Raw genomic sequence first — 21353 nt, 5'->3', positions numbered from 1 at the left:
CGTCCCTCCGCGGACGAGGGGGCGCCGTCGTGTCCGGGGCGCTCCGCCGGCCTCAGGAGGCGGAGCGGCTGAGCGTCAGCGCGGCCTGCTCGCGGGTGCCGTAGCCGCACTCCTCGGCGAGGCGGGCGAAGTCGGCAGGGCCCCGCCGCCGCAGGCCGATGCGGCGCCGGAGGGTGCCCGCCCGACGCGTCGCGATCTCCTCCGCCGGCGTGCGGCCGAGGAACGCGAACGCCTCCGCGAGCATGCGAGGGGAGACGAGCAGCTCCCGGGCGAGCACCGCGGCGGAGAACGCCGGGTCGCGGTGACGTGCCTCGATCACCGGGATCGCCTCCGCGTAGACCTGGTCGGCGCCCCGGGTCCGGACCCGCGGAGCGCTGTGCTCGACGATCCCCTCCAGCAGCAGTTCGCTCGCCCGCCTCACGCCGGCGGCCCCGAGCACGGCCGGATCCCCCTCGATCAGACTGTTGGCGAGGGCACGGGCAGGCGTCCAGACCGACTCGCGCACCGGCACGACCTCGTTGATCCGCTCGCGGACCCACCGGTGCTCGAGCACGGCGGCGTCGAAGCTCCAGGTGTACGAGACGGTCGGCCGCCGGTAGTCGATGCGCGCCGGGACCCTGGCGTCGAGGAGCAGGACGCTGTTCGGCGTCGCCTCGAGCACGCCCTCGTCGAGGACGACCTCTCCCCCGCCCTCGACGATCAGGGAGATGTGAACGCCCGCCGGCCTGTCCGCCCTGTCGACCGACGGCGAGGGGGCGACCCTGATCCCGTTCGGCCCCCACACCCGCGTCAGCGCGAGTCCCGGTCCGTCCGCTGCGTCCATCCGCAGACCGGGAGCGCCGGTCCCGCGCTCGTACCAGGCGCGAGCGAACGCCTGCATCCGCTCCTCTGCGGCCCCCATCTCCCGCCTCCTCCGCGTCGAACGAACAGAATCCCTCATCTGTCGATCACCGCCGGACGTTCGCACGGATCTCCCAGGCCTCCGCGCCTCGCGCTCGGAATCCGGCCGCACGCCGTCGCCGGACCGGGAGGACGGCCACGGGGACCGTCCCGGTCAGCGGCGCTGGGAGAGCCGCCACAGCGCGCGGCGAGCGCTCCCCTCGGAGGCGAAGCCCGCCTCCACGGCCGCGCGCGCGAAGTCGGCCGTCGCCAGGGACCGCCCGCCGATCAGGAGCAGGAGGGTGCCCGCCCGGCGCCGCTCGAGCTCGTCGTCGGCCGTCCGCCCGAGGAAGGAGAACGCGCGAGCCAGCGTCAGCTCCGACACCAGGAGTTCGCGGGCGAGCCGGGCGGCGGTGAAGGCGGGATCGCGGTGGCGCTCCTCGATCAGGGCCATGGCCTCCCCGTAGACGTCCTCGGCGCGGGGACGCCTGCGCGGTGCGGAGCCCTCGACCAGCTCCTTCAGGAAGGCCTCGCCCGCCCGGGCGACGGCGGGCTGCTCCGCCAGAGCGTGGTCGCCGTCGAGGAGACCGTTCATCAGCGCCCGCGCCGGGGCCAGGAAGCAGCCGGCGACGGGCAGGACCTCGCCGAAGCGCTCCGTGAGCCAGCGCTGCTCCAGCGCCCGCTCGCCGAGCACCCAGGCGTAGATCACGGTCGAGCGGGGGAAGCGCGCCCCGGTCCGCGGCTCCGCGTCGATGACCACCAGATCACCACTGCCGCACTCGAGCATCCGTCCGTCCTGTCGGATGCGTCCTCCGCCCTCGACGACCAGCAGCAGATGCGCGCCCGGCGGGCAGCGCGACTGCGGCTTCTGCTCGAGAACGCAGCCACCGGGGATCCACAGTCTGGCGATCTCGAAGCCGAGCGAGCCCGTCGCCTCGACCCGCAGTCCAGAACGGGCCTCCACGCCGTTCCAGTGCTCGGCCATCCGCCGGTACATCTCGGCCGATCTCGACCTCATCGGGCGCCCCCTCCTCGCGGGCACGCTGACGCCTCACCACGGGAGTGATTCGCAGCCCCCGCGCACTCCGTTTGTCATCGGACCGGTCACAGCGGACGGCTGCGCTCCCGCTCATCGCACTGGCGGCGCCCCGGCGGCGACGGGCGACCGACGGGAGCACCCGGTCGGGAGGGCTGTCGCGACTCGGAGCGGCGCCGGAGCTCACCACTCCCTCCTCACGGCAGCGCCACTTCCTCCTCACCTGCCCCCGAGCGCTTGGGCCGACCGCCCGCCCGCGGGAAGACTCCCCAGCGGTACGGCGCCCGTCGTACCCGCCGAAGCGGCCGAGCGGACGACGACCGTCCTCCGAGCAGGCCGCCGGCGAGAAGACAGACCGAGGAGCTTCACTGTGACTTCCGACAACTCTCCCGCTGAGCAGGGTCCGCTGAGGCGACGCACCGTCGTCGCCGGCGCCACCTGGTCCCTGCCCGTGATCGCCGCAGCGACGGCCACCCCGGCCGCCGCCGCCTCTGCCACGCAGACCCTCGTGTTCAGCTCCATCCCGACCATGATCGCGTGCACGCCCAACACGGCGCCGATCACGCTGACCCTCACCGGCGGCACCGTCGCGAACGTCCCTGTGCGGGTGAACACCCCGCCCGGCTTCCGCTTCGGAGGGAGCGGGACCGACACCTTCGTGACCGACGCGAACGGAGTCGCCACCATCCCGGTCGGCGGCGTCATCGCGGGCCCCTCGACCGGCTCGGCCCTCGCCTTCGGCGGCTCGGCGAAGACGAACGCCCCGTTCCCGGTCCGCCAGACCGGCGACCTGCAGTACAGTACGGGCCTCGCCACTGTTCCCGACAACTCCGGATTCATCCACACCTCCTCGCAGGGTGTGAACGGCAACGTCTCCGTCAAGGCGAACGGCGACATCTGGCAGTACCGGCGGTCGGACGGCTGGCAGAAGCTCGGCACGGGCGCCTCCACGGAGCCCAGCACGTCCGGGCTCACGCAGCAGCCGGACGGAACCTACAACGCGCACTGGATCAAGGACGGAGTCCTCCAGTACGGCAAGGCGCTCGCGACCGTTCCGAACAACTCCGGATTCGTCCGCACCTACGGTCAGGGCGCGGACGGGAACGTCTCCATCAAGGCGAACGGCGACGTCTGGCGGTACAACCGCCAGGCCGACGAGTGGACCCTTCTGGGCACCGGCGCCAGCACCGAGCCGAGCGCGGCCGGCATCTCCGCGAACCCGGCCGGGACCCTGAACGTCCACTGGATCAAGAACGGAGTCCTGCAGTACGGCACCGCAGCGGCCACGGTGCCGACCAACTCCGGATTCGTCCGCGTCTACGGCCTCGGCACCCGCGGCACGATCGCCGTGAAGTCGAACGGCGACATCTGGCGGTACACCCCGCAGGGCAACGTCTGGGACCTCGTCGGCACCGGAGCCAGCACCGAGCCGAGCGCCGCCGGACTGACCCAGCGGCCGGGCGGGACGTTCGAGATCCACTGGATCAAGGACGGGGTCCTGCAGTACGGCACCCGGCTCGCGACCGTTCCGGAGAACTCCGGGTTCGTCCGCACCTACGGTCAGGGAGCGGATGGGAACGTCTCCGTGAAGGCGAACGGCGACATCTGGTACTACAGCACGGCGCAGAGCACGTGGACCAAGATCGGCTCCGGTGCCAGCACCGGCCCCGATGCGGCCGGGATCACCGCCCAGGGAGACGGCGCGCTGAACCCCCACTGGATCAAGGCGAGAACCGACTGCCGCTGATCCGCGCCCGGCGGCCCTCTCCGCCCGCGTCCTGCCGGACCGCGGGCGAGGAGGGCCGCCTCCGCCCTCCCGCCGAGGACGGGCGCCTCGTCCGAGGAGGAACGCGCCACCCCGTCTCGGCGCCCCTCCCCCGGCCTAACGTGGTCACCGCCCGCGCACCCCGTCCCCGCTGCGAAGGAGCCCGGTGACCGCTTCCGAGCAGCCGGCCGCCCAGCGCGGTCTCGTCGAGACGCTGCAGCTGAGCGGTCCCCGCGTGGAGGCGTGGCTGAGGAGCCTCGGCTGGGCGAGCGACGGAGCTCCGCCCCTGCACCTCGCCGGGGACGTGCTCGCCGTCGACGGCTTCCGGCTGAGCCGCCTCTGGCACACACCCGGCACGCTCCGGACCGACCCGCCCCTCCCCGCCCCCGACCGGGCCGAGGTCGATCTCATCGTCCCGGTCGCCGGCGAGATCGTCGTCGACGGCCCTCTCGAGGCCGCTCGTCTGCGGCCCGGCGGGCTCGCCCTCCTCCGACGCGACGACTCCGCTCGGTTCCGGGCGGAGGAGGACTCCGCCTGGCTGGCGCTGAGGACGTCCTGGGGCAGGCTCGGCCTCACGAGCGCACAGTCCGACGGGCCGTCCCGCACCCTGCTCGCCGCCGACAGCTACAGCGGCGCCTTCGTCTCCCTCGTCAACGCGACCCTCAACGCGGACCTCGCGGCGGGCGATCCCGGCTTCAGCGAGCTGCGCCGCGCGCTCGAGGCGACCGCGTCGGCCCTGATCAAGCAGAGCCTGCCGCCCGCCCGTCCGGAGGACGGACTCGAGGGCGTCCTCCTCCGCGCGATCGCCGTCATCGATGCGGAGGCGGGTGACGCGGACTTCACCGCCGGCGTTCTCGCGATGCGGCTCCGCGTCTCGCGGGCGACGCTGGACCGCGCCTTCCACCGCCGGGGCACGACCGTGGCCGCGACCCTCCGCGAGCGGCGCGTGCACCTCGCCGCGTCGCTGCTCGCCGCGAGCCCGTCGCTCTCGCCCTCGGCTCGCGCGGCCGTGGCCGAGCGGGCCGGCTTCCGGACGCTGAGGGCGATGGACCGCGCGCTGAGCCGTTCGCGCGACGTCGACCGCGGCTGATCCGACCGGACATCGGCGTACGCGTCGCTCCAGGATGCACCCGGGATTCGTCGAACCGGTTCGCCTCTCCTCTGGAGTGTCGGGAAATGATCCGGTTAGGCTCTTCACGTTGTCGTCAACATAGTGTTACCGTGAACATTGCCGCGTACGAAGCCGGCACACTCCCTCCCCTCAGCAATGGTGCCGACCCTGGAGCAAAGCGCGATGAAGCCTTTCCTGCGACCACTCGTCCTCGTGACGGCCGTGGCCCTCACCGTCCCCCTTCTGACGGCCCAGTCGGCGAGCGCAGCTCCCTCCGACAGCCTCGTCCTGCGCTACGCGCTCGACGAGACGAGCGGCACGACCGTCGCCGACAGCTCGGGCAAGGGCCGCACCGGCACGCTCGTCAACGGAGCCGCTCCTCGCGGAGCCGCGGGCGTCGCCCTCGACGGGACCGACGACTACGTCAAGCTGCCCGACGACCTGCTCGCGGGCCTGAACTCGATCACGGTCAGCACCGAGGTCCTGGTGAACGCGAACCAGGGCACGCCCTACTTCATCTGGGGCCTCGGCAACACGACGAACGGCGCCGGGAACGGCTACCTCTACACGACGGGCAACGGCTACAAGGCCTCGATCGCCACCGGCAACTGGACCACCGAGCAGACCGTCAACTCCAACGCGAACCTCGCGCGCAGCGTCTGGAAGACCCTCACCTACACGCTCGACGACGCGAGCGACACCGCACGCCTCTACCTCGACGGCACCCAGGTCGCGCAGCAGACAGGAGTGACCATCACTCCCGCCGCGATCGGCAACGGCACCACCACCGCGAACGCGATCGGCCGCTCCGTCTACACGGCGGACAAGACCCTCGCCGGCTCGGTCCGCGACTTCCGCGTCTACAGCACGGCGCTCAGCGCGGCCGACGTCGCGACCCTCCAGGCCCCGGACAGCACGCGCGTCTCCCGCGACTCCGCCGCCCTGGACCTCGGGAGCCTCTCCTCGGTCTCCGCGAACCTCACCCTCCCGACGACCGGCCCCAACGGCTCCGCCATCGCCTGGGCCTCGAGCAACTCCGCGGTCGTCTCGACCAGCGGAGTCGTCACGCCGCCCGCGACCGGGGTCGCCTCGGTCGAGCTGACCGCCACGACCACCCGCGGCTCGGCCACGGCCACCCGCACCTTCACCGCCACCGTGCCCGCCAAGGACGTGAACGCCGACGCCCAGAAGGCGCTGGACGCCCTCTCGATCGTCAACTCCGGCGACGTCCGCGGCAATGTGACGCTGCCCGCGAAGGCCGGCTCCTACGACGTCGCCTGGGCCTCCTCGAACTCGGCCGTGCTCAGCACGACCGGCGTCGTGAAGCGCCGGTCCGCCGCCACGCCCGTCACACTCACCGCGACGATCGCCGGCACGACCGCGACCCGGCAGCTGCCCGTCACGGTGACCGCGGCTCCCGCGGACCTCGACACCGAGTACGACGCGGGCTACCTCTGGACCCACTTCGCCTCGACCGACTACGAGAAGATCTACTTCGGCTCCAGCACCGACGGCCTGCACTGGTCGAAGCTCAACAACGACAAGGCCGTGCTCGCCAACCTCGGCGGCACCCTCGGCGTCCGCGATCCGCACCTCGTGCGCTCCCCCACCGGCGACGAGTACTGGATCATCGGCACCGACCTGCACGCCGAGGGCACCGCTCCCGGCGGCACCTGGGACCAGACCAACGCGAGCAAGAACCTCGTCGTCTGGCGCTCGACGGACCTCGTGAACTGGAGCGATCAGAGCATCGTCTTCGCCGGCTTCCCCGACGCGGGCAACGTCTGGGCTCCTGAGGCGATCTGGGACGACGCGACCGGCCAGTACTACGTCTACTGGGCCGCCCGCGACAAGACGCTGACCGGCGGGGCCTCCGCCCAGCGCGTCTACGTCTCGACCACGCGCGACTTCGTCGGCTTCTCCACCCCGAAGGTCTGGCTGGACGAGAACCCCGCCGCCGGCGGCGGGAGCCGCGGCAGCATCATCGACACGACCATCGCGAAGGAGGGGGACACGTACTACCGCTTCTCCACCGCCGACTGGCGCACGGTCGTCGACAAGGCCCCGAGTCTCGCCGGCCCCTGGACCCGCGTGATCGGCTTCGGCGAGGAGAAGTCCCGCGGCCTCTCCGACCACCTCGAGGGCCTCACCGTCTACCAGCTGCCCGACGGCCGCTGGGTCGTCATGGGCGACTCGTTCGGCTACTCCGCCTACGTCACCGACACCCTCGCGGACATGCGGTTCACGGCGCTTCCTGTCGGCACCACCGGCGCGAACACGTACTCGTTCTCGAAGCCCTTCCGCCACGGCTCGGTGCTCCGCCTCTCGAGCGCTGAGGAGGCGCGCCTGACGGCCGCCTACGGCACCAGCAGCACCGGCCCCGCCGCGAAGCCGGTCAACGCGGCCGGCGAGATCCTCCGCTACACCTTCGACGGCGGCTCGGGCACCACGGTGCGCGACAGCTCGGGCAACAACCAGAACGGCACGCTGCCCTCGGGTGGCACCTGGAAGGACGGCGCCCTGCAGCTCGACGGCACCGACGACTACGTCAAGCTGCCGAACGACCTGCTCGCCGGAGTGACGGACCTCACCATCCAGTCCGACGTCTGGATCGACCCCGCGCAGGGCGGCGCCTACTTCCTCTACGGCCTGGGCAACACCACGAACGGCGCCGGCGACGGCTACCTCTTCACCTCGGGCAACAACTACCGCACCAGCATCGCGACCGGGAACTACACCACCGAGCAGACCGTCGCCGGCGGCTCGGCCCTCCCCCGCGGCACCTGGGCGCACCTGACGTACACGCTCTCCGGCACCACCGGCACGATCTACCTCGACGGAGTGAAGGTCGCCAGCGGCACCGTCACGACCGACCCGAAGGACATCGGCGGCGGCTCCACCTCGGCGAACTACATCGGGCGCTCGAACTACGACGCCGACAACCGCTTCCGCGGCCAGATCCGCGAGTTCTCGGTCTACAACCGGGCCCTCAGCGCCTCCGAGGTGCTCGCCGCCTCCGGCAACACGTCGGCCCTGGTCGACCTGTCGCTCAGCGGCGACGTCCTGAAGACGGCCCCGATCGTCGACTCGGCGAGCAGGACGGTCACCTTCCCGGTGAAGCCGGGGACCGACCTGACGAAGCTCACCCCGACCTTCTCCACCGCGGCCGGCGTCACGGCGAGCCCCGCCTCCGGCACCGTCCGCGACCTCTCCACCCCGCAGACGGTCGTGCTCACGCCCGCCGCCGGCGGCACCGCGACCACCTGGACCCTGAAGGCCGTCGTCATGAAGTCCCCGGTCCTCGCAGGCCTGAACGCCGACCCGAACATCGCGGTCTTCGGCGACACCTACTACCTGTACGCGACCTCGGACGGCTTCGCCGGCTGGGGCGGCAAGACCTTCTACGCCTGGTCCTCGAAGAACCTCATCGACTGGACCCGCTCGGAGCAGCCCTTCCTGACGCTCGACGGCGCGAACGGCAACGTGCCGTGGGCGACCGGCAACGCCTGGGCGCCGACGATCATCGAGAAGAACGGGAAGTACTACTTCTACTTCTCCGGCGAGAACTCCTCGCTGAACCGCAAGACGATCGGAGTCGCCGTCTCGGACAGCCCGATGGGCCCGTTCACGGCGCAGCCGACCGCGATGATCACCAACGGCGAGTCCGTGCGGTCCGGCCAGGCGATCGACCCCGCCGCGTTCACCGACCCGAAGACCGGCAAGAGCTACCTCTTCTGGGGCAACGGCGACCCGCTCTACGGGGAGCTGTCCGACGACATGCTCTCGATCAAGACCGGCACGATCAAGAAGATCAGCGGTCTGACCGACTTCCGCGAGGGTGCGTTCCTGAACTACCGCGACGGTCTGTACCACCTCACCTACTCGATCGACGACACCGGCTCGGAGAACTACAAGGTCGGCTACGCCACCTCGACGAGCGTCGACGGACCGTGGACCTACCGCGGCGTGGTCCTCGAGAAGGACACCTCGCAGGGCATCCTCGCCACGGGCCACAACTCGATCGTCAACGTGCCCGGCACGGACGACTGGTACATCGCCTACCACCGCTTCGCCATCCCCGGCGGAGACGGCCAGCACCGCGAGACGACGATCGACCGGGTGACCTTCGACAAGACGACCGGGCTCATGCAGAAGGTCGTCCCGACCCTCACCAGCGTCGCCGCGCAGACGATCGTCGACACCGCGCCGCTCGCAGCCTCGATCACGGGGAAGGCGACGGTGGGCAGCACGCTGACCGCCTCCGCCTCCTCCCCGTGGACGGCGACCGGCTTCCAGTGGAAGCGCGGTGGGACCGCGATCAGCGGGGCGACGGCGTCGAGCTACACGCTCACCGCCGCCGACCGCGGAGCGACGATCTCGGTGGCCGTGACCGCCGCGAAGCCGCAGTGGACGCCGGCGACGGCCTCCGCCTCCGTCGGTCCCGTGACCGACTCGGCACCCGCGATCGCCGTGACCACGACCTCCACGACGCGCTGCGCCGCCGGGAAGATCGTCGTCACCGCGACCGCCACGAACCCGAACGCCTTCGCCGCGAAGATCGTGATCGGCACGACGTGGGGCTCCAAGAGCTTCGCCGACGTCGCTCCCGGCGCCACCGTCTCGGCCGCCTTCACCACCCGGGCGACGAGCGTGACCGACGGATCCGCGACCGCCACGGCGACCGCGTTCATCAGCGGGAAGCCGGCCACGGCCTCCGCGACCGCCCCCTACTCCGCGGCCAGCTGCAGCTGATCCGCGGGCACGACCCACACCCATTGAGATCGAGCCGGCGACGACGCCGGCCGGAGAACGGAGAACACCCGACATGAACACCCGATCCCTTCTGATCCGCGGAGCCGCTGGACTGGCCGGAGGCGTCCTCCTGCTCGGAGTCGCCGGAACGGCGTTCGCCGCCGAGGTCAACTACGGCAACGACGACGTCGACATCAACGTCGAGATCGCCGACCTCCCCGGGACCGGCGCCCTCTCGATGACCGTCGCCGCGGACTCGACGACGCTGACCGAGACCGGCTCGGACAACGTCCGCCGCCAGTTCACCGGCACCCTGCCCACCGTCACGGTCACCGACACCCGTGACGCCGCGGACGTCTCCCCCGACTCCGCGTGGTACGTCATCGGCACGGCGAGCGACTTCACGTCGGCCGACGGCTCGACCATCGGCGCCGAGAACCTCGGCTGGACCCCGGACCTGGTCGACGGTGGAGACCTCGGCGAGGTCGCCGCGGGCGATGAGGTCGGCACCGCCATCGACGGCGGCGCCAACGGCGTCGGCCTGAAGGGCAAGGAGCTGCTCGCGATCGTCGCCAGCAACTCCCAGCAGGTCAACCCCGAGGGCTCCTGGAGCGCCGACGCCGACCTCTTCCTCCGCACCCCCGTGAACGTGGACGCCGGCGCGTACTCGTCCACCATCACCCTGTCGCTCTTCGAGTGACCCGTCGCGGCCGGGGGACGCACTCCCTCGGCCGCGATCCCACCACGGCCGACGCGGCCGGGCCCGCCCGCCCGGCCGCGTCGTGCTTCCCCCGTGCGACCATGAGGTTCTGATGACTGCTCCGCGCCGCTCCGCCGCTCCCCGCCGCCCGCTCCTCCCCGCGCTGCTCGCGCTGATCGTCGCCCTCCTCGGCGCGGGGGTCGCTCCGGCGGCCGTCGCGGCCGACGGAGCGATCACCTGGGCGGTCAGCCCCTCCACCGACGGCGTCCCCGACAAGCGCGCGTGGGTCGAGCTCGAGCTCGCCCCCGGCGCGAGCGCCTCGGACGAGGCGGTCGTGCGGAACCTCAGCGACCAGCCCGTGACCTTCAGCATCACCAGCGCCGACGGCTACTTCACCGACACCGGCCGCTTCAACATGCTCAACTCGGACCAGGAGTCGGTCGACGCCGGGCTGTGGATCTCCGCCCCCGAGACCGTGACCGTCGATCCGGGCAGCAGCGGCGTGGTGCCGTTCACCGTGACGGTCCCCGACAACGCCACCCCCGGCGACCACGCCGCCGGCATCGCCGCCTCCGTGCTCTCGCAGGGCACCGAGGCGGGAGGCGCGAACGTCGGAGTGGAGAGCCGCATCGGCTTCCGCGTGATGACCCGCGTGACCGGCGAGGTGACCCCCTCCTTCTCCGTCGAGGACCTGGCCAGCGACTACCGCCTCTCCTGGAACCCGTTCCAGCCCGGCTCCCTCTCGCTCGTCGCCGACGTGGTGAACACTGGCAACGTGCGCCTGCTGCTCGACGGCACGGCGAGCGCCCAGGGCGCCACCGCCCCCGTCGTCGCGGCCGACGCGCCCCAGCAGGAGCTGCTGCCCGGCGACCGGCGCAGCGTCTCGGTGCAGCTCGACGGCATCTGGCCCCTCTTCGGGGTCGGCGCCGACCTGACCATCGCACCGACCGTCGCCGCCGCCGATCAGGAGCCGGTCGCCACCGCTCCCGTGACGAAGTCGATCACGGTCGCCGCCGTGCCGGTCCCGCAGCTGCTCGTGATCCTCGGGGTCGGCCTCATCCTCGCGGCGCTGCTCGCCGGGCGCTCGCGCTCGCGCCGCCGCATCGCCGCCCTGGTGCAGCAGGCCAAGGAGGAGGGCCTGCGCGAGGGCGCGCGCGTCTCCTCCTGAGCACCCCCTCCGCACGCTCCCTCCCCCCTCCCTGCCGCCGAGGGGCCCCGGGCCGTCGAGAGGACCCGCTACACCGGGTTCCCCCGACGGTCCAGGGTTCGCTCACCGCGCGGCCATGCGTCAGAGTGAGCGGATGACCACCACCTCCCTGGAGGCGCCGACTCGGCGTCTCGGCCTCATCGCGCTCATCGCGACCCTCGGCGGCCTCCTCTTCGGCTACGACACCGGCGTCATCAACGGCGCCCTCGAGCCGATGTCGGCCGAGCTGGGCCTCACCGCGCTGACCGAGGGGGTCGTCACCAGCTCGCTCCTCTTCGCCGCCGCGATCGGCGCGATCTCGGGCGGACGCCTCGCCGACGCCCTCGGGAGGCGGACCACGATCCGCCTCCTCGCCGTGCTCTTCCTCGTCGGCGCCCTGGTCTGCGTGGTGGCGCCGGGCTTCGGCGTGATGGTCCTCGGGCGGGCGGTCCTCGGACTGGCCGTCGGCGGCGCCTCGGTGGTCGTGCCGATCTACCTCTCCGAGATCTCCCCCTCCGAGATCCGCGGCTCGCTCGCCGGCCGCAACGAGCTGATGATCGTGATCGGCCAGCTCGCCGCCTTCGTGGCCAACGCCGTCATCGGCACCGTCTGGGGCGAGCTGCCCGGCGTCTGGCGGATCATGCTCGCCGTCGCCGCGCTCCCCGCCGCCGCGCTCCTGCTCGGCATGACCCGGGTCCCGGAGTCGCCGCGCTGGCTGATCGCGCACGGCCGCCGCGACGAGGCGCTCGACGTGCTCACGACCATCCGGACGCCCGACCGGGCCCATGCGGAGGCGGAGACCATCGCCCGCTCGATCGGCGCGAAGGACGGCCCGAGGATCCCCCTGCTGCAGGCGCTGCGCGAGCGCTGGGCGGTGCGCATCCTGCTGGTCGGCATCGGGATCGGAGTCGCCCAGCAGCTCACCGGCATCAACTCGATCATGTACTACGGCCAGTCGGTGCTGAAGGAGGCGGGCTTCGACCACGACGGCGCGCTCGTCGCCAACATCGCACCCGGGGCGATCGCCGTGATCGGCGGCCTGATCGGGCTGCGGCTCATGCAGACGATGAACCGCCGCACGACCCTCCTGCTCGGCTACTCCCTGACCACCGCGATGCACTTCCTGATCGGCATCGCCTCCGTCGCGCTCCCCGTGGGGAACCCGGCGCGGCCGTACGTGATCCTGGTGCTGGTCGTCGCGTTCGTGGGGAGCATGCAGACGTTCCTCAACATCGTCACCTGGGTGATGCTGTCCGAGATCTTCCCGCTGCGGATCCGCGGCGTCGGCGTCGGCATCGCGATCTTCTGCCACTGGATCACGAACGCGGTGCTCGGCCTGTTCTTCCCCACCCTCGTCTCCGGCGTCGGCATCACCGGAACGTTCTTCCTGTTCGGCGCCGTCGGCCTGCTCGCGCTCGTCTTCATCTGGAAGCGCGTGCCCGAGACCCGCGGCCGCGCCCTCGAGGAGGTCGAGGCGGGCGTCGTCTCCGGCGAGCTCCTGCGCCGCTGACGCCCGCCCTCGGGATCCGCCTACTGGTAGGTGACGAGGTCGGGGAGGGGGCGCACCTCGGCCATGGTCTCGGCGGGGGTGAGCATGGGCGCGTCCTCGTCGTAGAAGTTCTTCCAGCCCCAGCCGATGCCCTCGGGGGCGCCCTCGTGCAGCGCGTCCCAGGTCGCCTGCTTGTCGGGCTGCGAGCCCTGGCCATCGACGTGGATGAGGAACTCCAGCTCGGGCCGGTCGCGGCGGATGCTGTCGCGGTCCTGCAGCATCGACAGCCGGAACTGGTGCAGCACGAACATCTTCGGCGGCAGCCCCTCGCTCTGCACCAGGTCGGCCAGCCACTCCGACACGCTGTCGACCTCGGCGGCCGAGACGCGCCCGATCTGCTGCAGCGGCTTCTGGCCGGGCAGCAGGCGCCACTCCGGGTCGAGCGCGAGGCCGACGTTGGGCAGCGACAGGAGGTCCGCGTACTGCTTCGCCTGGGTGAGGAAGTCGGTCAGCCCCGACTGCAGGTCGAGCACCACGTACATCCCCGCCGCCTGCGCCGCGTCGATGTAGGGGCGGATGTCGGCGGCGTCGAGCTCGTTGGAGTAGTCGCCGTCCTTGCCGGGGTCGCCCGCCGCGACCGTGGTGATGATCTCGAGGCTCGGCACGATCTTCTTGTCGGTGAGCGCCCGGTACGGCTCGGCCACCGCCTCCGCCCGCGCGATCGTGGGCTCGAGGCCCTGCTCCCCCAGCACGCCGAGGACGGGAGCGCCCGGAGTGCCGTAGATCGCGACGAAGAGGTGCCCGCCGAACATCCGCTGGCCGCCGCCCGGCAGCTGCCAGCCGCTCGCGGCCGCGCGCACGGCCCACTCGGGCTCGGGCTGGGCGGCGAGCACGGGGCCGAGCAGCAGCGTGCAGGAGGCGTCGGCCTCGGCGATCGCGGTCACGGCTCCGCCCGAGGCGAGCAGGTCGTCGCCGTCGACCACGGTGACGGGCACGCCGGCCGCGCGGGCGGTCGCCAGTGCGGCGACGTCGGCGTCCTGCGCGCGGGCGAGAGCGTGCAGGCCGGTCAGGGCGTCGGCCCGGGCCGGGAGAGCGCCGAAGGGAGCGTCGGAGGCGGTGGACGGCGCCGCGGCGGCGAGGTCGGCGAGCGCCAGGTCGGTCACGGTCAGGCCGGACGCGGTGCTGAGGGCGGCCGCGTCGGAGGCGGAGGCGACGACGTCGACGCCCTCGGGCGCGGTGACGTCGCCGATCGCGAGCACGCGGGTCACGCCGAGGCGGGCGAACTCGGCGGCGAGGGCGTCGGAGGTCGGAGCGGTGGAGGACGGTGTGGCGGACGGGGTGGCGGATCCGGTCGCGGAGTCGGACGGGCCCCCCGGATCGGACGGCGTCTCGGAAGCCGTGGATCCCGCGGCCGCGGCGTCCGCGGTCGGGGCGGCCGTCGCTCCGGATCCCGCCGAGCCGACCAGCAGCGGCACGCCCCAGGCGATGCTCACCTGGGCGGCGCGCAGGCGGGACTCGGCGACGTCCTCGACCAGGACGACCAGCGGAGCCGCGGCGAACAGGGCCGCGCTCGCGGCGAGCGCGTCCGGGGCGAGCGCCACCGGCCCGCTCGGAGCCGCGGTGCGGGTGCGGGGCGCCTCCTGCTGAGCGTCGTCCGGAGCGGAGGAGTCGGGCGTGCAGGCGCTGAGCAGCGGGAGCACCGCGAGACCGCCGATCACGACGCTGCGGCGCGAGAGCCCGGAGCGGGAGGGGACGGAACGGGGTGTCGAGGGCATGGCAGGCCTCTCCTCTCGGAGCCCGATCGGGGCTCTCTGGTGCGTGGCTGGTCCTCTCGACTATCGCAGGCCCGGCGGCGGCGAGCGCCGAGGGAGCCGTCTCGGGCGCGCCTCCGACGCCGTCCGGACATGCAGAAGGGGAGCGGCGCCGCAGCTCCGCTCCCCTCCGAGTGGCTGGATCAGACCGTGCGGGGGGCCTTCGCGAGGTTGGCCTCGAGCTCCTCGCGGTTCTGCCGCACCACGTAGGCGGGGCGGTCGCGCTCGACGCGCCACGACTCGCTCAGCGGCGTGATCGCGACGGTGTCGAAGCCGATCCGGTCGTAGAGGTCGGTCACGAAGTGGATCGCCTCGGGGTAGTCGCTCGACGTCGCGAGGGCACGGCGGTCGGGCGTGCCGACCGGGGTGCCGTCGGTGGTGATGTCGGCGGCCATGATGTGGTTGAACGCCTTGACGACCTTCGACTCCGGGAGGTGCTGCTGGAGCATCTCGCTGGTCGTGGTCTCGCCCTTGTCGAGCGCCTCGATGCGGCCGTCGCGCTCGAAGTAGTAGTTGTTCGTGTCGAGGACGATCTTGCCGGCGAGCGGGGCGACCGGCACCTCCTCGAGGTTCTTCAGCGGCACCGTCACCACGGCGATCTCGGCGGCCTCGGCCGCCTCCTGTGCCGTGGCGGCGCGGGCCTTCGGGCCGAGCTCCGCGATGAGGTCGGCGAGGGTCTCGGGGTCGCGCGAGTTCGCGATGACCACCTCGTCCCCGAGGGCGATGACCGCCCGTGCGACCTGGCTGCCGATGTTGCCTGCTCCGATGATTCCGTACGTCGTCATGCTGAGGAGAACGCGGAGGGTGCCCAGGCATTCCGCTCTGCGGCGTTCTCCCACGCCGCACCCAGGTGGGCCCGTGCCTCCAGTAGCCTCGGTCCTCGGGCGCCGCTGCCCGAGAAGGAGTCCGTGATGCCGCAGTACGACCTCCCGCTCGACCTCCTCGAGCAGTACGCCCCCGAGATCGCCGAGCCCGCCGGGTTCGCCGAGTTCTGGCGCGACACGATCGCCGAGGCGAGGGCCGTCGCGACCGAGCCGCGCCTCGAGCGGGTCGACGCCGGCTTCGGACTGCTCGACACCTTCGACGTCACCTACTCCGGCTTCGGCGGCCACCCGATCCGCGCGTGGCTGATCCTCCCCCGCGGCGTCGAGGGCCCCCTCCCCGGGCTCGTGACCTTCATCGGCTACGGAGGCGGCCGCGGGCAGCTCGCGGAGTGGACCGCGATGTCGGCCGCCGGCTACGCGCACCTGGTCATGGACACCCGCGGCCAGGGGTCCGGGCACCGCTCCGGAGCGACGCCCGACCCGGTGGGCAGCGGGCCGCACGTCTCCGGCTTCATGACGCAGGGCATCGAGTCGCCCGCGGAGCACTTCTACCGCCGCGTCTTCACCGACGCCGTCCGAGCGCTCGACGTGCTGCGCGCGCACCCCGCGGTCGACGCCTCCCGCGTGGCCGTCTCGGGCGGCAGCCAGGGAGGCGGGATCGCCCTGGCCGTCACGGGGATCCTGGGCCTGCTCGGCGAGTCGGAGTCGGCCCGCGCGGCGATCGTCGACGTGCCGTTCCTCTCCCACATCCCGCACGCCGTGCGGCTGGTCGACACGATGCCGTACGGCGAGATCGTGCAGTACCTGCACACCCACCGCGGCGCCGAGGCGCGCGTGTTCGACACCCTCTCGTACTTCGACGGCACCTCCTTCGCCCCCTACGCGCAGTCCCCCGCGCTGTTCTCGGTGGCGCTCCGCGACGACATCTGCCCGCCGTCCACCGTCTACGCCTCCTACAACCGCTATGCCGGACCCCGCGAGATCCGGGTCTACCCCTTCAACGGCCATGAGGGCGGCGAGGCGTTCCAGATCGGCGAGCACGTGCGCTTCCTGGGGCGCGAGCTGGCGTAGGAGGAGGAGCCGCCCGGTCGGTGGGCGGGGGCGGTGCGCCCCGGCGCATCACCCGATCCGACTCTCGATCATCGCGCTGCCGATGCGGTCCTCGAGGTCGGCCAGCTCGTCGAGGACGTCGCCGACCACCCAGACCTGCCGGGCGCCTCGACGGGCGTCGCTTTGTGACGCCGTGCGTCGCGCTCGGTACCCGTTCGCGGCTCCGCTGGGCACTATCGACTCCATGACCCGCCAGATCCGCTTCAACGCCTTCGACATGAACTGCGTCGCCCATCAGTCCTCGGGCATGTGGCGCCACCCCCAGGACCAGTCCTGGCGCTACAAGGACCTCTCGTACTGGACCGACCTGGCGAAGCTGCTCGAGCGCGGCACGTTCGACGGCATCTTCATCGCCGACGTGCTCGGCACCTACGACGTCTACGGCGGCTCGAACGAGGCGGCGATCCGCCACGGCGCGCAGGTCCCCGTCAACGACCCGATCCTCCTCGTCTCTGCGATGGCCGCCGCGACCGAGCACCTCGGCTTCGGCATCACCGCGGGCACCGCCTACGAGCACCCGTACCCGTTCGCGCGGCGCATGTCGACGCTCGACCACCTGACGAAGGGCCGCGTGGGCTGGAACGTCGTCACCGGCTACCTCCCCAGCGCCGCCCGCAACATGGGCCACGAGGACCAGCTCGAGCACGACGACCGCTACGACGTCGCCGACGAGTACCTCGAGGTGCTCTACAAGCTGTGGGAGGGGTCGTGGGAGGACGACGCGGTCGTCCGCGACCGCGAGTCGGGCGTCTTCACCGACCCGGCGAAGGTGCACGAGATCGGGCACCGCGGCAAGAACTTCACCGTCCCCGGCATCCACCTCTCGGAGCCGTCGGTGCAGCGGACCCCCGTCATCTACCAGGCGGGAGCGTCGCCGCGCGGCATCCGCTTCGCGGCGGGCAACGCGGAGGCGATCTTCGTCGCGTCCTCGACGAAGGCCGGCCTGAAAGCGACCGTCTCGCGCATCCGCGACGCCCTCGAGGCGGCCGGCCGCGACCGCTACTCCGCGAAGATCTACACGCTGCTGACGATCATCACCGCCGAGACCAGCGAGGCCGCGCACGAGAAGCACCGCGACTACCTCTCCTACGGGAGCGAGGAGGGGGCGCTGGTCTTCATGTCGGGCTGGATGGGCATCGACCTGTCGCAGTACGACCTCGACGAGCCGATCGGCAACGTGAAGAGCAACGCGATCCAGTCGGCCGTCGCCAACTTCCAGGAGGCGAACGAGGACGGCTCGGAGTGGAAGGTCCGCGACATCGCCAAGCTCAGCGTGATCGGCGGGCTCGGCCCGTTCGTCGTCGGCTCGCCCGCGGAGGTCGCCGACCACCTCCAGGAGTGGGTCGAGGAGACCGATGTGGACGGGTTCAACCTCGCCTACGCGATCACGCCCGGCACCTTCGAGGACGTGGTGGAGTTCATCGTGCCGGAGCTGCGCAGCCGCGGCGCGTACCCGGAGGAGTACGTCGAGGGCAGCCTCCGCCAGAAGCTGCACGGCCGCGGCGACCGGCTGCCGGAGGAGCACCTCGGCGCCGGCTTCCGCTACGCGCCGGCGGCGGTCTGACGACAGGGGGCGCCGGGCGGCCGGTGGGGGCGGGGGTCTCCACAGGCCGGTCCGCGGCCACGCCGGACGCACGAGCACCCCGCCGCGATGCGCGACGGGGTGCTCGGGACGTGCGGAGGGGCTCAGCCCTCGAAGGTGGCGTCGAGCGTGATGTCGACCCCGGTGAGCGCCTTGCTGACGGGACAGGTCTCCTTGGCCTCGTCGGCGGCCTTGAGGAAGGCGGCCTCGTCGATGCCGGAGACCTCGCCGCTCACGACGAGCTTGATGCCGGTGAGCTTGAATCCGCCGGCCGAGTCCGGGCCGAGCGAGACGTCGGCGCGGACGTCGAGCGCCTCGACGGTGCCGCCGGCCTGGCCGAGGACGGCCGAGAACTGCATCGCGTAGCAGGCGGAGTGGGCGGCCGCGAGGAGCTCCTCGGGGCTGGTCGAGCCGTTGGCGTCGTCGGCGGCGCGCTTGGGGAACGAGACGTCGTAGGTGCCGATCTTCGAGCTCGAGAGCTCGACCTGGCCCTCGCCGGTCTCGAGCGAGCCGTTCCAGGCGGTGCGTGCGGTACGAGTGGGCATGAGTCCTCCTTGGGGGGCGGGGAGAACCGAAGAACGATCGTTCTCCCCTGATGTGCCGAGCCTAGGTGGAACGCGCGGCGTCCTGCAACCACCGGCCTCGGACCCTCGGCGAGATGCCAGTCCGGTGCGCCTCCGTCGGCGTGTCGCGCACGGGAGCGGCCTCGCGGAGGAGAGGACGGGGCCTCGGTTCAGTGCACGAGCTTCAGGCCGACGACGCAGCCGACGATCCCGAGGACCAGCAGCGTGCGCACGAGCGAGAAGCCCTCGCCGCCGAAGAACATGCCGTAGAGGACGGTCAGCGAAGCGCCGATCCCGACCCAGACCGCGTACGCGGTGCCGGTGGGCAGCTCGCGCATCGCGTAGGCGAGGCCGGCCATGCTCGCGACGACGCCGACTCCGAAGACGACCGACGGGCCGAGCCGCGTGAACCCCTCCGACTTGCCGAGGGCGGTGGCCCACACGGCCTCGAGGACACCGGAGAGGATGAGGACGATCCAGGACATGACAGCTCCTACGAGTCAGTCTTGTCGCGTTCCGGGTACTGCTCCCTCGTCCGGTCGCCGTCATCGGCTCCGGACAGTCTGCCCGTGCGCGCTGGGCAGGCCCTGAGCAGCGCGCGGCGGGAGCGGAGCCGCCGCGACCGCGGCTCCGCCCGCCGCCCTCAGCGCGGCTGAGCCGGGTTCGTCGGCACTCCGTGCGAGGGCGGGTTGATCGGCGGACCGGACGTCGCCGGCGAGACCGGCGATCCGGACGACGAGCGGGACACCTCGGGCAGCGACTCCGGCACGCTGCCCGCCGGCTCCGCTCCCCCGCGCAGCTGCTCGAGGCGCGAGTGCAGGATCGTCGTCACCGGCAGGCGGTGCCCGTGCGCCTCCTCGTAGGCGAGCAGCGCGCCGAGGCCGGCCTCGTCGAGCGGGCGGATGCGCTCCGCGAGCGTGCCGAGCGGGATGTCGTTCCAGTCGGGGAGCGGCAGCTCCTCGCGGGAGGGCGTGTCGGTCATTCGTGCTCCTTCCGTTCCCTCCATCCCACGCCTCGGACGGCCGTCCGCCCAGGGGCTTGACCGGTCGCGGGGCGAGCGCGGCGGTCGGGAGGGACGGTCCGGCGGAGCGGCGGCCCCGCCGGGACCGTCAGCGGATCAGGCGGTGCGGCGGGACGAGCGGCGGGTCGCCAGGTGCACGAGGACTCCGACCACCAGGAGGATCCCGGCGTAGAGCCAGACGATCGGGTCCTGCTGGCTGAGGAGCAGCACGCACGAGGCGATGCCGAGCACGGGGATCACCGTCCACACGCGGAAGTGGTCGTGCTCGACCCTGTCGCGCCGCAGCACGAGCACCGAGACGTTCGTGCTGATGAACACCAGCAGGAGGAGCAGCACCACGGTCTCGGCGAGGGTCGCCAGATCGCCCACCAGGGTCAGGAGGCACGCCGCCAGCGTGGTCACCGCGATGGCCACCCACGGCGTCCGCCGCTTCGGCAGCACGCGGCCGAGCACGTCCGGGAGGAGGCCGTCCTTCGCCATGCCGTAGGTGACGCGGCTCGCCATGATCATCGTCAGCAGCGCTCCGTTGGCGACCGCGACGAGCGCGATCAGGCTGAACAGCCACGCCGGCACCCCGGCTCCGCTCGCCGTCACGACGTCGAGCAGCGGGGCGGAGGATCCGGACAGCTCGTCGGCGGGCAGCGCGATCGAGCTCGCCAGGCCGACCAGGACGTACACCGCACCGGCCGTCAGCAGCGAGCCGAACAGCGCGCGCGGGTAGACGCGGCTGGGGTCGCGGATCTCCTCGGCGATGTTGGCCGAGGTCTCGAAGCCGACGAAGGAGTAGTACGCGATGATCGCCGCGCCGAGCACCGCCAGCGCCGGCGCCTGCTCGGAGCTGAGCTCGACCGTGCGGGCGAGGTCGCCGCCTCCGCCCGCCACCAGCAGCGCGACGCATCCGATCACGATCAGCAGGCCGCCGACCTCGATCACGGTCATCACCGTGTTGCTGAGCAGCGACTCCGCGACTCCCCGCGCGTTGAGGCACGCGACGAGGATCAGGAAGACGATGGCCGTCGGCACGGTCGGCACGTCGAGGAAGGTGCCGAGGTAGTCGCCGGCGAACGCGAGCGACAGGCCGGCCGCGCTGGTCACTCCGGCCGCGAGCATGGCGAAGCCGACCAGGAACGAGACGATCGGGCGCTTGAAGGCCCGCTGCGCGAACACCGCCGCGCCTCCCGCCTTCGGGTACTTGGTCACCAGCTCGGCATAGGAGCCGGCGGTCAGCAGCGCGAGGCCGAGCGCGAGCAGGAGGGGCATCCAGACGGCGCCGCCGACCTCCGCCGAGAGCGTGCCCATGAGGGCGTAGATGCCCGCGCCGAGGACGTCGCCGAGGATGAAGAAGTAGAGCAGCGGGCCGGTGATGCGGCGGCGCAGGGAGGTGCCGCCGGCCTCTCCGGTCGCGGGGGCGTCGCTCGTGGTGGCCATGTCGTCCTCTCGTCGCGCGCTCGGGAGCGAGCACGACGGGCCACGCTAGGGAGGAGGGGGCCGGGAGGTCGAGAAGGTTGACCGGGCGGGGTCGGG

17 protein-coding genes and 1 riboswitch are annotated in these 21353 nt (G+C 72.3%); of the genes, 8 read left to right on the top strand and 9 right to left on the bottom strand.

Features of this window, described 5'->3' with window-relative positions; all coding sequences use genetic code 11:
* Positions 1 to 52: 52 nt before the first annotated feature.
* Together C5C50_RS13515 and C5C50_RS13510 are read right to left on the bottom strand one after the other, a co-directional pair.
* Positions 53 to 901, bottom strand: coding sequence for a hypothetical protein (locus C5C50_RS13515; protein WP_104273672.1), 849 nt, complete (start codon positions 899 to 901; stop codon positions 53 to 55).
* A 153-nt stretch (positions 902 to 1054) separates the two neighbouring features.
* On the bottom strand, positions 1055 to 1897 hold the full coding sequence (locus C5C50_RS13510; RefSeq protein ID WP_146085905.1) for a hypothetical protein: 843 nt from the start codon (positions 1895 to 1897) through the stop codon (positions 1055 to 1057).
* Positions 1898 to 2285: 388 nt separating this feature from the next.
* Here C5C50_RS13510 and C5C50_RS13505 point away from each other — a divergent pair, with 388 nt between their 5' ends.
* The 6 genes from C5C50_RS13505 to C5C50_RS13480 all read left to right on the top strand — a co-directional run bounded on the left by C5C50_RS13505 (position 2286) and on the right by C5C50_RS13480 (position 12939).
* Positions 2286 to 3662: a hypothetical protein gene (locus tag C5C50_RS13505; protein ID WP_104273670.1), complete on the top strand. Its 1377-nt coding sequence runs from the start codon at positions 2286 to 2288 to the stop codon at positions 3660 to 3662.
* 184 nt (positions 3663 to 3846) lie between these two features.
* The gene (locus C5C50_RS13500) at positions 3847 to 4770 is read left to right on the top strand and encodes a helix-turn-helix domain-containing protein (protein WP_104273669.1); all 924 of its coding nucleotides are present in this window, start codon (positions 3847 to 3849) and stop codon (positions 4768 to 4770) included.
* Between the two features lie 204 nt (positions 4771 to 4974).
* Positions 4975 to 9543: a family 43 glycosylhydrolase gene (locus tag C5C50_RS13495; protein WP_181127428.1), complete on the top strand. Its 4569-nt coding sequence runs from the start codon at positions 4975 to 4977 to the stop codon at positions 9541 to 9543.
* A gap of 73 nt (positions 9544 to 9616) precedes the next feature.
* On the top strand, positions 9617 to 10243 hold the full coding sequence (locus C5C50_RS13490) for a hypothetical protein (RefSeq protein ID WP_104227017.1): 627 nt from the start codon (positions 9617 to 9619) through the stop codon (positions 10241 to 10243).
* 112 nt (positions 10244 to 10355) lie between these two features.
* Positions 10356 to 11411: a WxL protein peptidoglycan domain-containing protein gene (locus C5C50_RS13485; protein ID WP_104273667.1), complete on the top strand. Its 1056-nt coding sequence runs from the start codon at positions 10356 to 10358 to the stop codon at positions 11409 to 11411.
* A 133-nt stretch (positions 11412 to 11544) separates the two neighbouring features.
* The gene (locus tag C5C50_RS13480; RefSeq protein ID WP_258060020.1) at positions 11545 to 12939 is read left to right on the top strand and encodes a sugar porter family MFS transporter; all 1395 of its coding nucleotides are present in this window, start codon (positions 11545 to 11547) and stop codon (positions 12937 to 12939) included.
* A 20-nt stretch (positions 12940 to 12959) separates the two neighbouring features.
* Here the strand turns inward: C5C50_RS13480 and C5C50_RS13475 are convergent, their stop codons facing one another.
* The gene (locus C5C50_RS13475; RefSeq protein ID WP_104273666.1) at positions 12960 to 14693 is read right to left on the bottom strand and encodes a hypothetical protein; all 1734 of its coding nucleotides are present in this window, start codon (positions 14691 to 14693) and stop codon (positions 12960 to 12962) included.
* Between the two features lie 179 nt (positions 14694 to 14872).
* Positions 14873 to 15514 carry an NADPH-dependent F420 reductase gene (locus C5C50_RS13470; RefSeq protein ID WP_104273665.1) on the bottom strand — a complete coding sequence of 214 codons (642 nt, stop codon included), beginning with the start codon at positions 15512 to 15514 and terminating at the stop codon, positions 14873 to 14875.
* A gap of 126 nt (positions 15515 to 15640) precedes the next feature.
* On the opposite strand from C5C50_RS13470, the gene C5C50_RS13465 reads away from it, so the two are divergent.
* Positions 15641 to 16624 (top strand): acetylxylan esterase, encoded by a 984-nt coding sequence (locus C5C50_RS13465; RefSeq protein WP_104222380.1) that lies wholly within the window; start codon positions 15641 to 15643, stop codon positions 16622 to 16624.
* Between the two features lie 48 nt (positions 16625 to 16672).
* Here the strand turns inward: C5C50_RS13465 and C5C50_RS17050 are convergent, their stop codons facing one another.
* On the bottom strand, positions 16673 to 16837 hold the full coding sequence (locus C5C50_RS17050) for a hypothetical protein (RefSeq protein ID WP_181133937.1): 165 nt from the start codon (positions 16835 to 16837) through the stop codon (positions 16673 to 16675).
* Between the two features lie 10 nt (positions 16838 to 16847).
* On the opposite strand from C5C50_RS17050, the gene C5C50_RS13460 reads away from it, so the two are divergent.
* Positions 16848 to 18227: an LLM class flavin-dependent oxidoreductase gene (locus C5C50_RS13460; RefSeq protein WP_104222379.1), complete on the top strand. Its 1380-nt coding sequence runs from the start codon at positions 16848 to 16850 to the stop codon at positions 18225 to 18227.
* A gap of 122 nt (positions 18228 to 18349) precedes the next feature.
* Here the strand turns inward: C5C50_RS13460 and C5C50_RS13455 are convergent, their stop codons facing one another.
* The 4 genes from C5C50_RS13455 to C5C50_RS13440 form a co-directional block, all read right to left on the bottom strand.
* Positions 18350 to 18790, bottom strand: coding sequence for an OsmC family peroxiredoxin (locus tag C5C50_RS13455; protein WP_104247811.1), 441 nt, complete (start codon positions 18788 to 18790; stop codon positions 18350 to 18352).
* Between the two features lie 188 nt (positions 18791 to 18978).
* Complete coding sequence (locus C5C50_RS13450) at positions 18979 to 19293, bottom strand: multidrug efflux SMR transporter (protein WP_104222377.1); 315 nt, start codon at positions 19291 to 19293, stop codon at positions 18979 to 18981.
* A gap of 9 nt (positions 19294 to 19302) precedes the next feature.
* Positions 19303 to 19366: riboswitch (guanidine-III (ykkC-III) riboswitch) on the bottom strand.
* Between the two features lie 85 nt (positions 19367 to 19451).
* Positions 19452 to 19790, bottom strand: coding sequence for a hypothetical protein (locus tag C5C50_RS13445; RefSeq protein WP_104257715.1), 339 nt, complete (start codon positions 19788 to 19790; stop codon positions 19452 to 19454).
* 135 nt (positions 19791 to 19925) lie between these two features.
* The gene (locus C5C50_RS13440; protein WP_104273664.1) at positions 19926 to 21257 is read right to left on the bottom strand and encodes an APC family permease; all 1332 of its coding nucleotides are present in this window, start codon (positions 21255 to 21257) and stop codon (positions 19926 to 19928) included.
* Positions 21258 to 21353 lie beyond the last annotated feature (96 nt).

The sequence above is a fragment of the Rathayibacter sp. AY1D9 genome (assembly GCF_002932395.1).
GTDB lineage: Bacteria > Actinomycetota > Actinomycetes > Actinomycetales > Microbacteriaceae > Rathayibacter.
This window is presented reverse-complemented; position numbering and strand designations above follow the sequence as displayed.

Bases quoted from the DNA above. Each gene is read 5' to 3' on its own strand.
- C5C50_RS13490 (WP_104227017.1), top strand. From the start codon at position 9,617: ATGAACACCCGATCCCTTCTGATCCGCGGAGCCGCTGGACTGGCCGGA.
- C5C50_RS13460 (WP_104222379.1), top strand. From the start codon at position 16,848: ATGACCCGCCAGATCCGCTTCAACGCCTTCGACATGAACTGCGTCGCC.
- C5C50_RS13510 (WP_146085905.1), bottom strand. From the start codon at position 1,897: ATGAGGTCGAGATCGGCCGAGATGTACCGGCGGATGGCCGAGCACTGG.
- C5C50_RS13450 (WP_104222377.1), bottom strand. From the start codon at position 19,293: ATGTCCTGGATCGTCCTCATCCTCTCCGGTGTCCTCGAGGCCGTGTGG.
- C5C50_RS13440 (WP_104273664.1), bottom strand. From the start codon at position 21,257: ATGGCCACCACGAGCGACGCCCCCGCGACCGGAGAGGCCGGCGGCACC.
- C5C50_RS13465 (WP_104222380.1), top strand. From the start codon at position 15,641: ATGCCGCAGTACGACCTCCCGCTCGACCTCCTCGAGCAGTACGCCCCC.
- C5C50_RS13475 (WP_104273666.1), bottom strand. From the start codon at position 14,693: ATGCCCTCGACACCCCGTTCCGTCCCCTCCCGCTCCGGGCTCTCGCGC.
- C5C50_RS13470 (WP_104273665.1), bottom strand. From the start codon at position 15,514: ATGACGACGTACGGAATCATCGGAGCAGGCAACATCGGCAGCCAGGTC.
- C5C50_RS13485 (WP_104273667.1), top strand. From the start codon at position 10,356: ATGACTGCTCCGCGCCGCTCCGCCGCTCCCCGCCGCCCGCTCCTCCCC.
- C5C50_RS13495 (WP_181127428.1), top strand. From the start codon at position 4,975: ATGAAGCCTTTCCTGCGACCACTCGTCCTCGTGACGGCCGTGGCCCTC.
- C5C50_RS13515 (WP_104273672.1), bottom strand. From the start codon at position 901: ATGGGGGCCGCAGAGGAGCGGATGCAGGCGTTCGCTCGCGCCTGGTAC.
- C5C50_RS13480 (WP_258060020.1), top strand. From the start codon at position 11,545: ATGACCACCACCTCCCTGGAGGCGCCGACTCGGCGTCTCGGCCTCATC.
- C5C50_RS13445 (WP_104257715.1), bottom strand. From the start codon at position 19,790: ATGACCGACACGCCCTCCCGCGAGGAGCTGCCGCTCCCCGACTGGAAC.
- C5C50_RS13455 (WP_104247811.1), bottom strand. From the start codon at position 18,790: ATGCCCACTCGTACCGCACGCACCGCCTGGAACGGCTCGCTCGAGACC.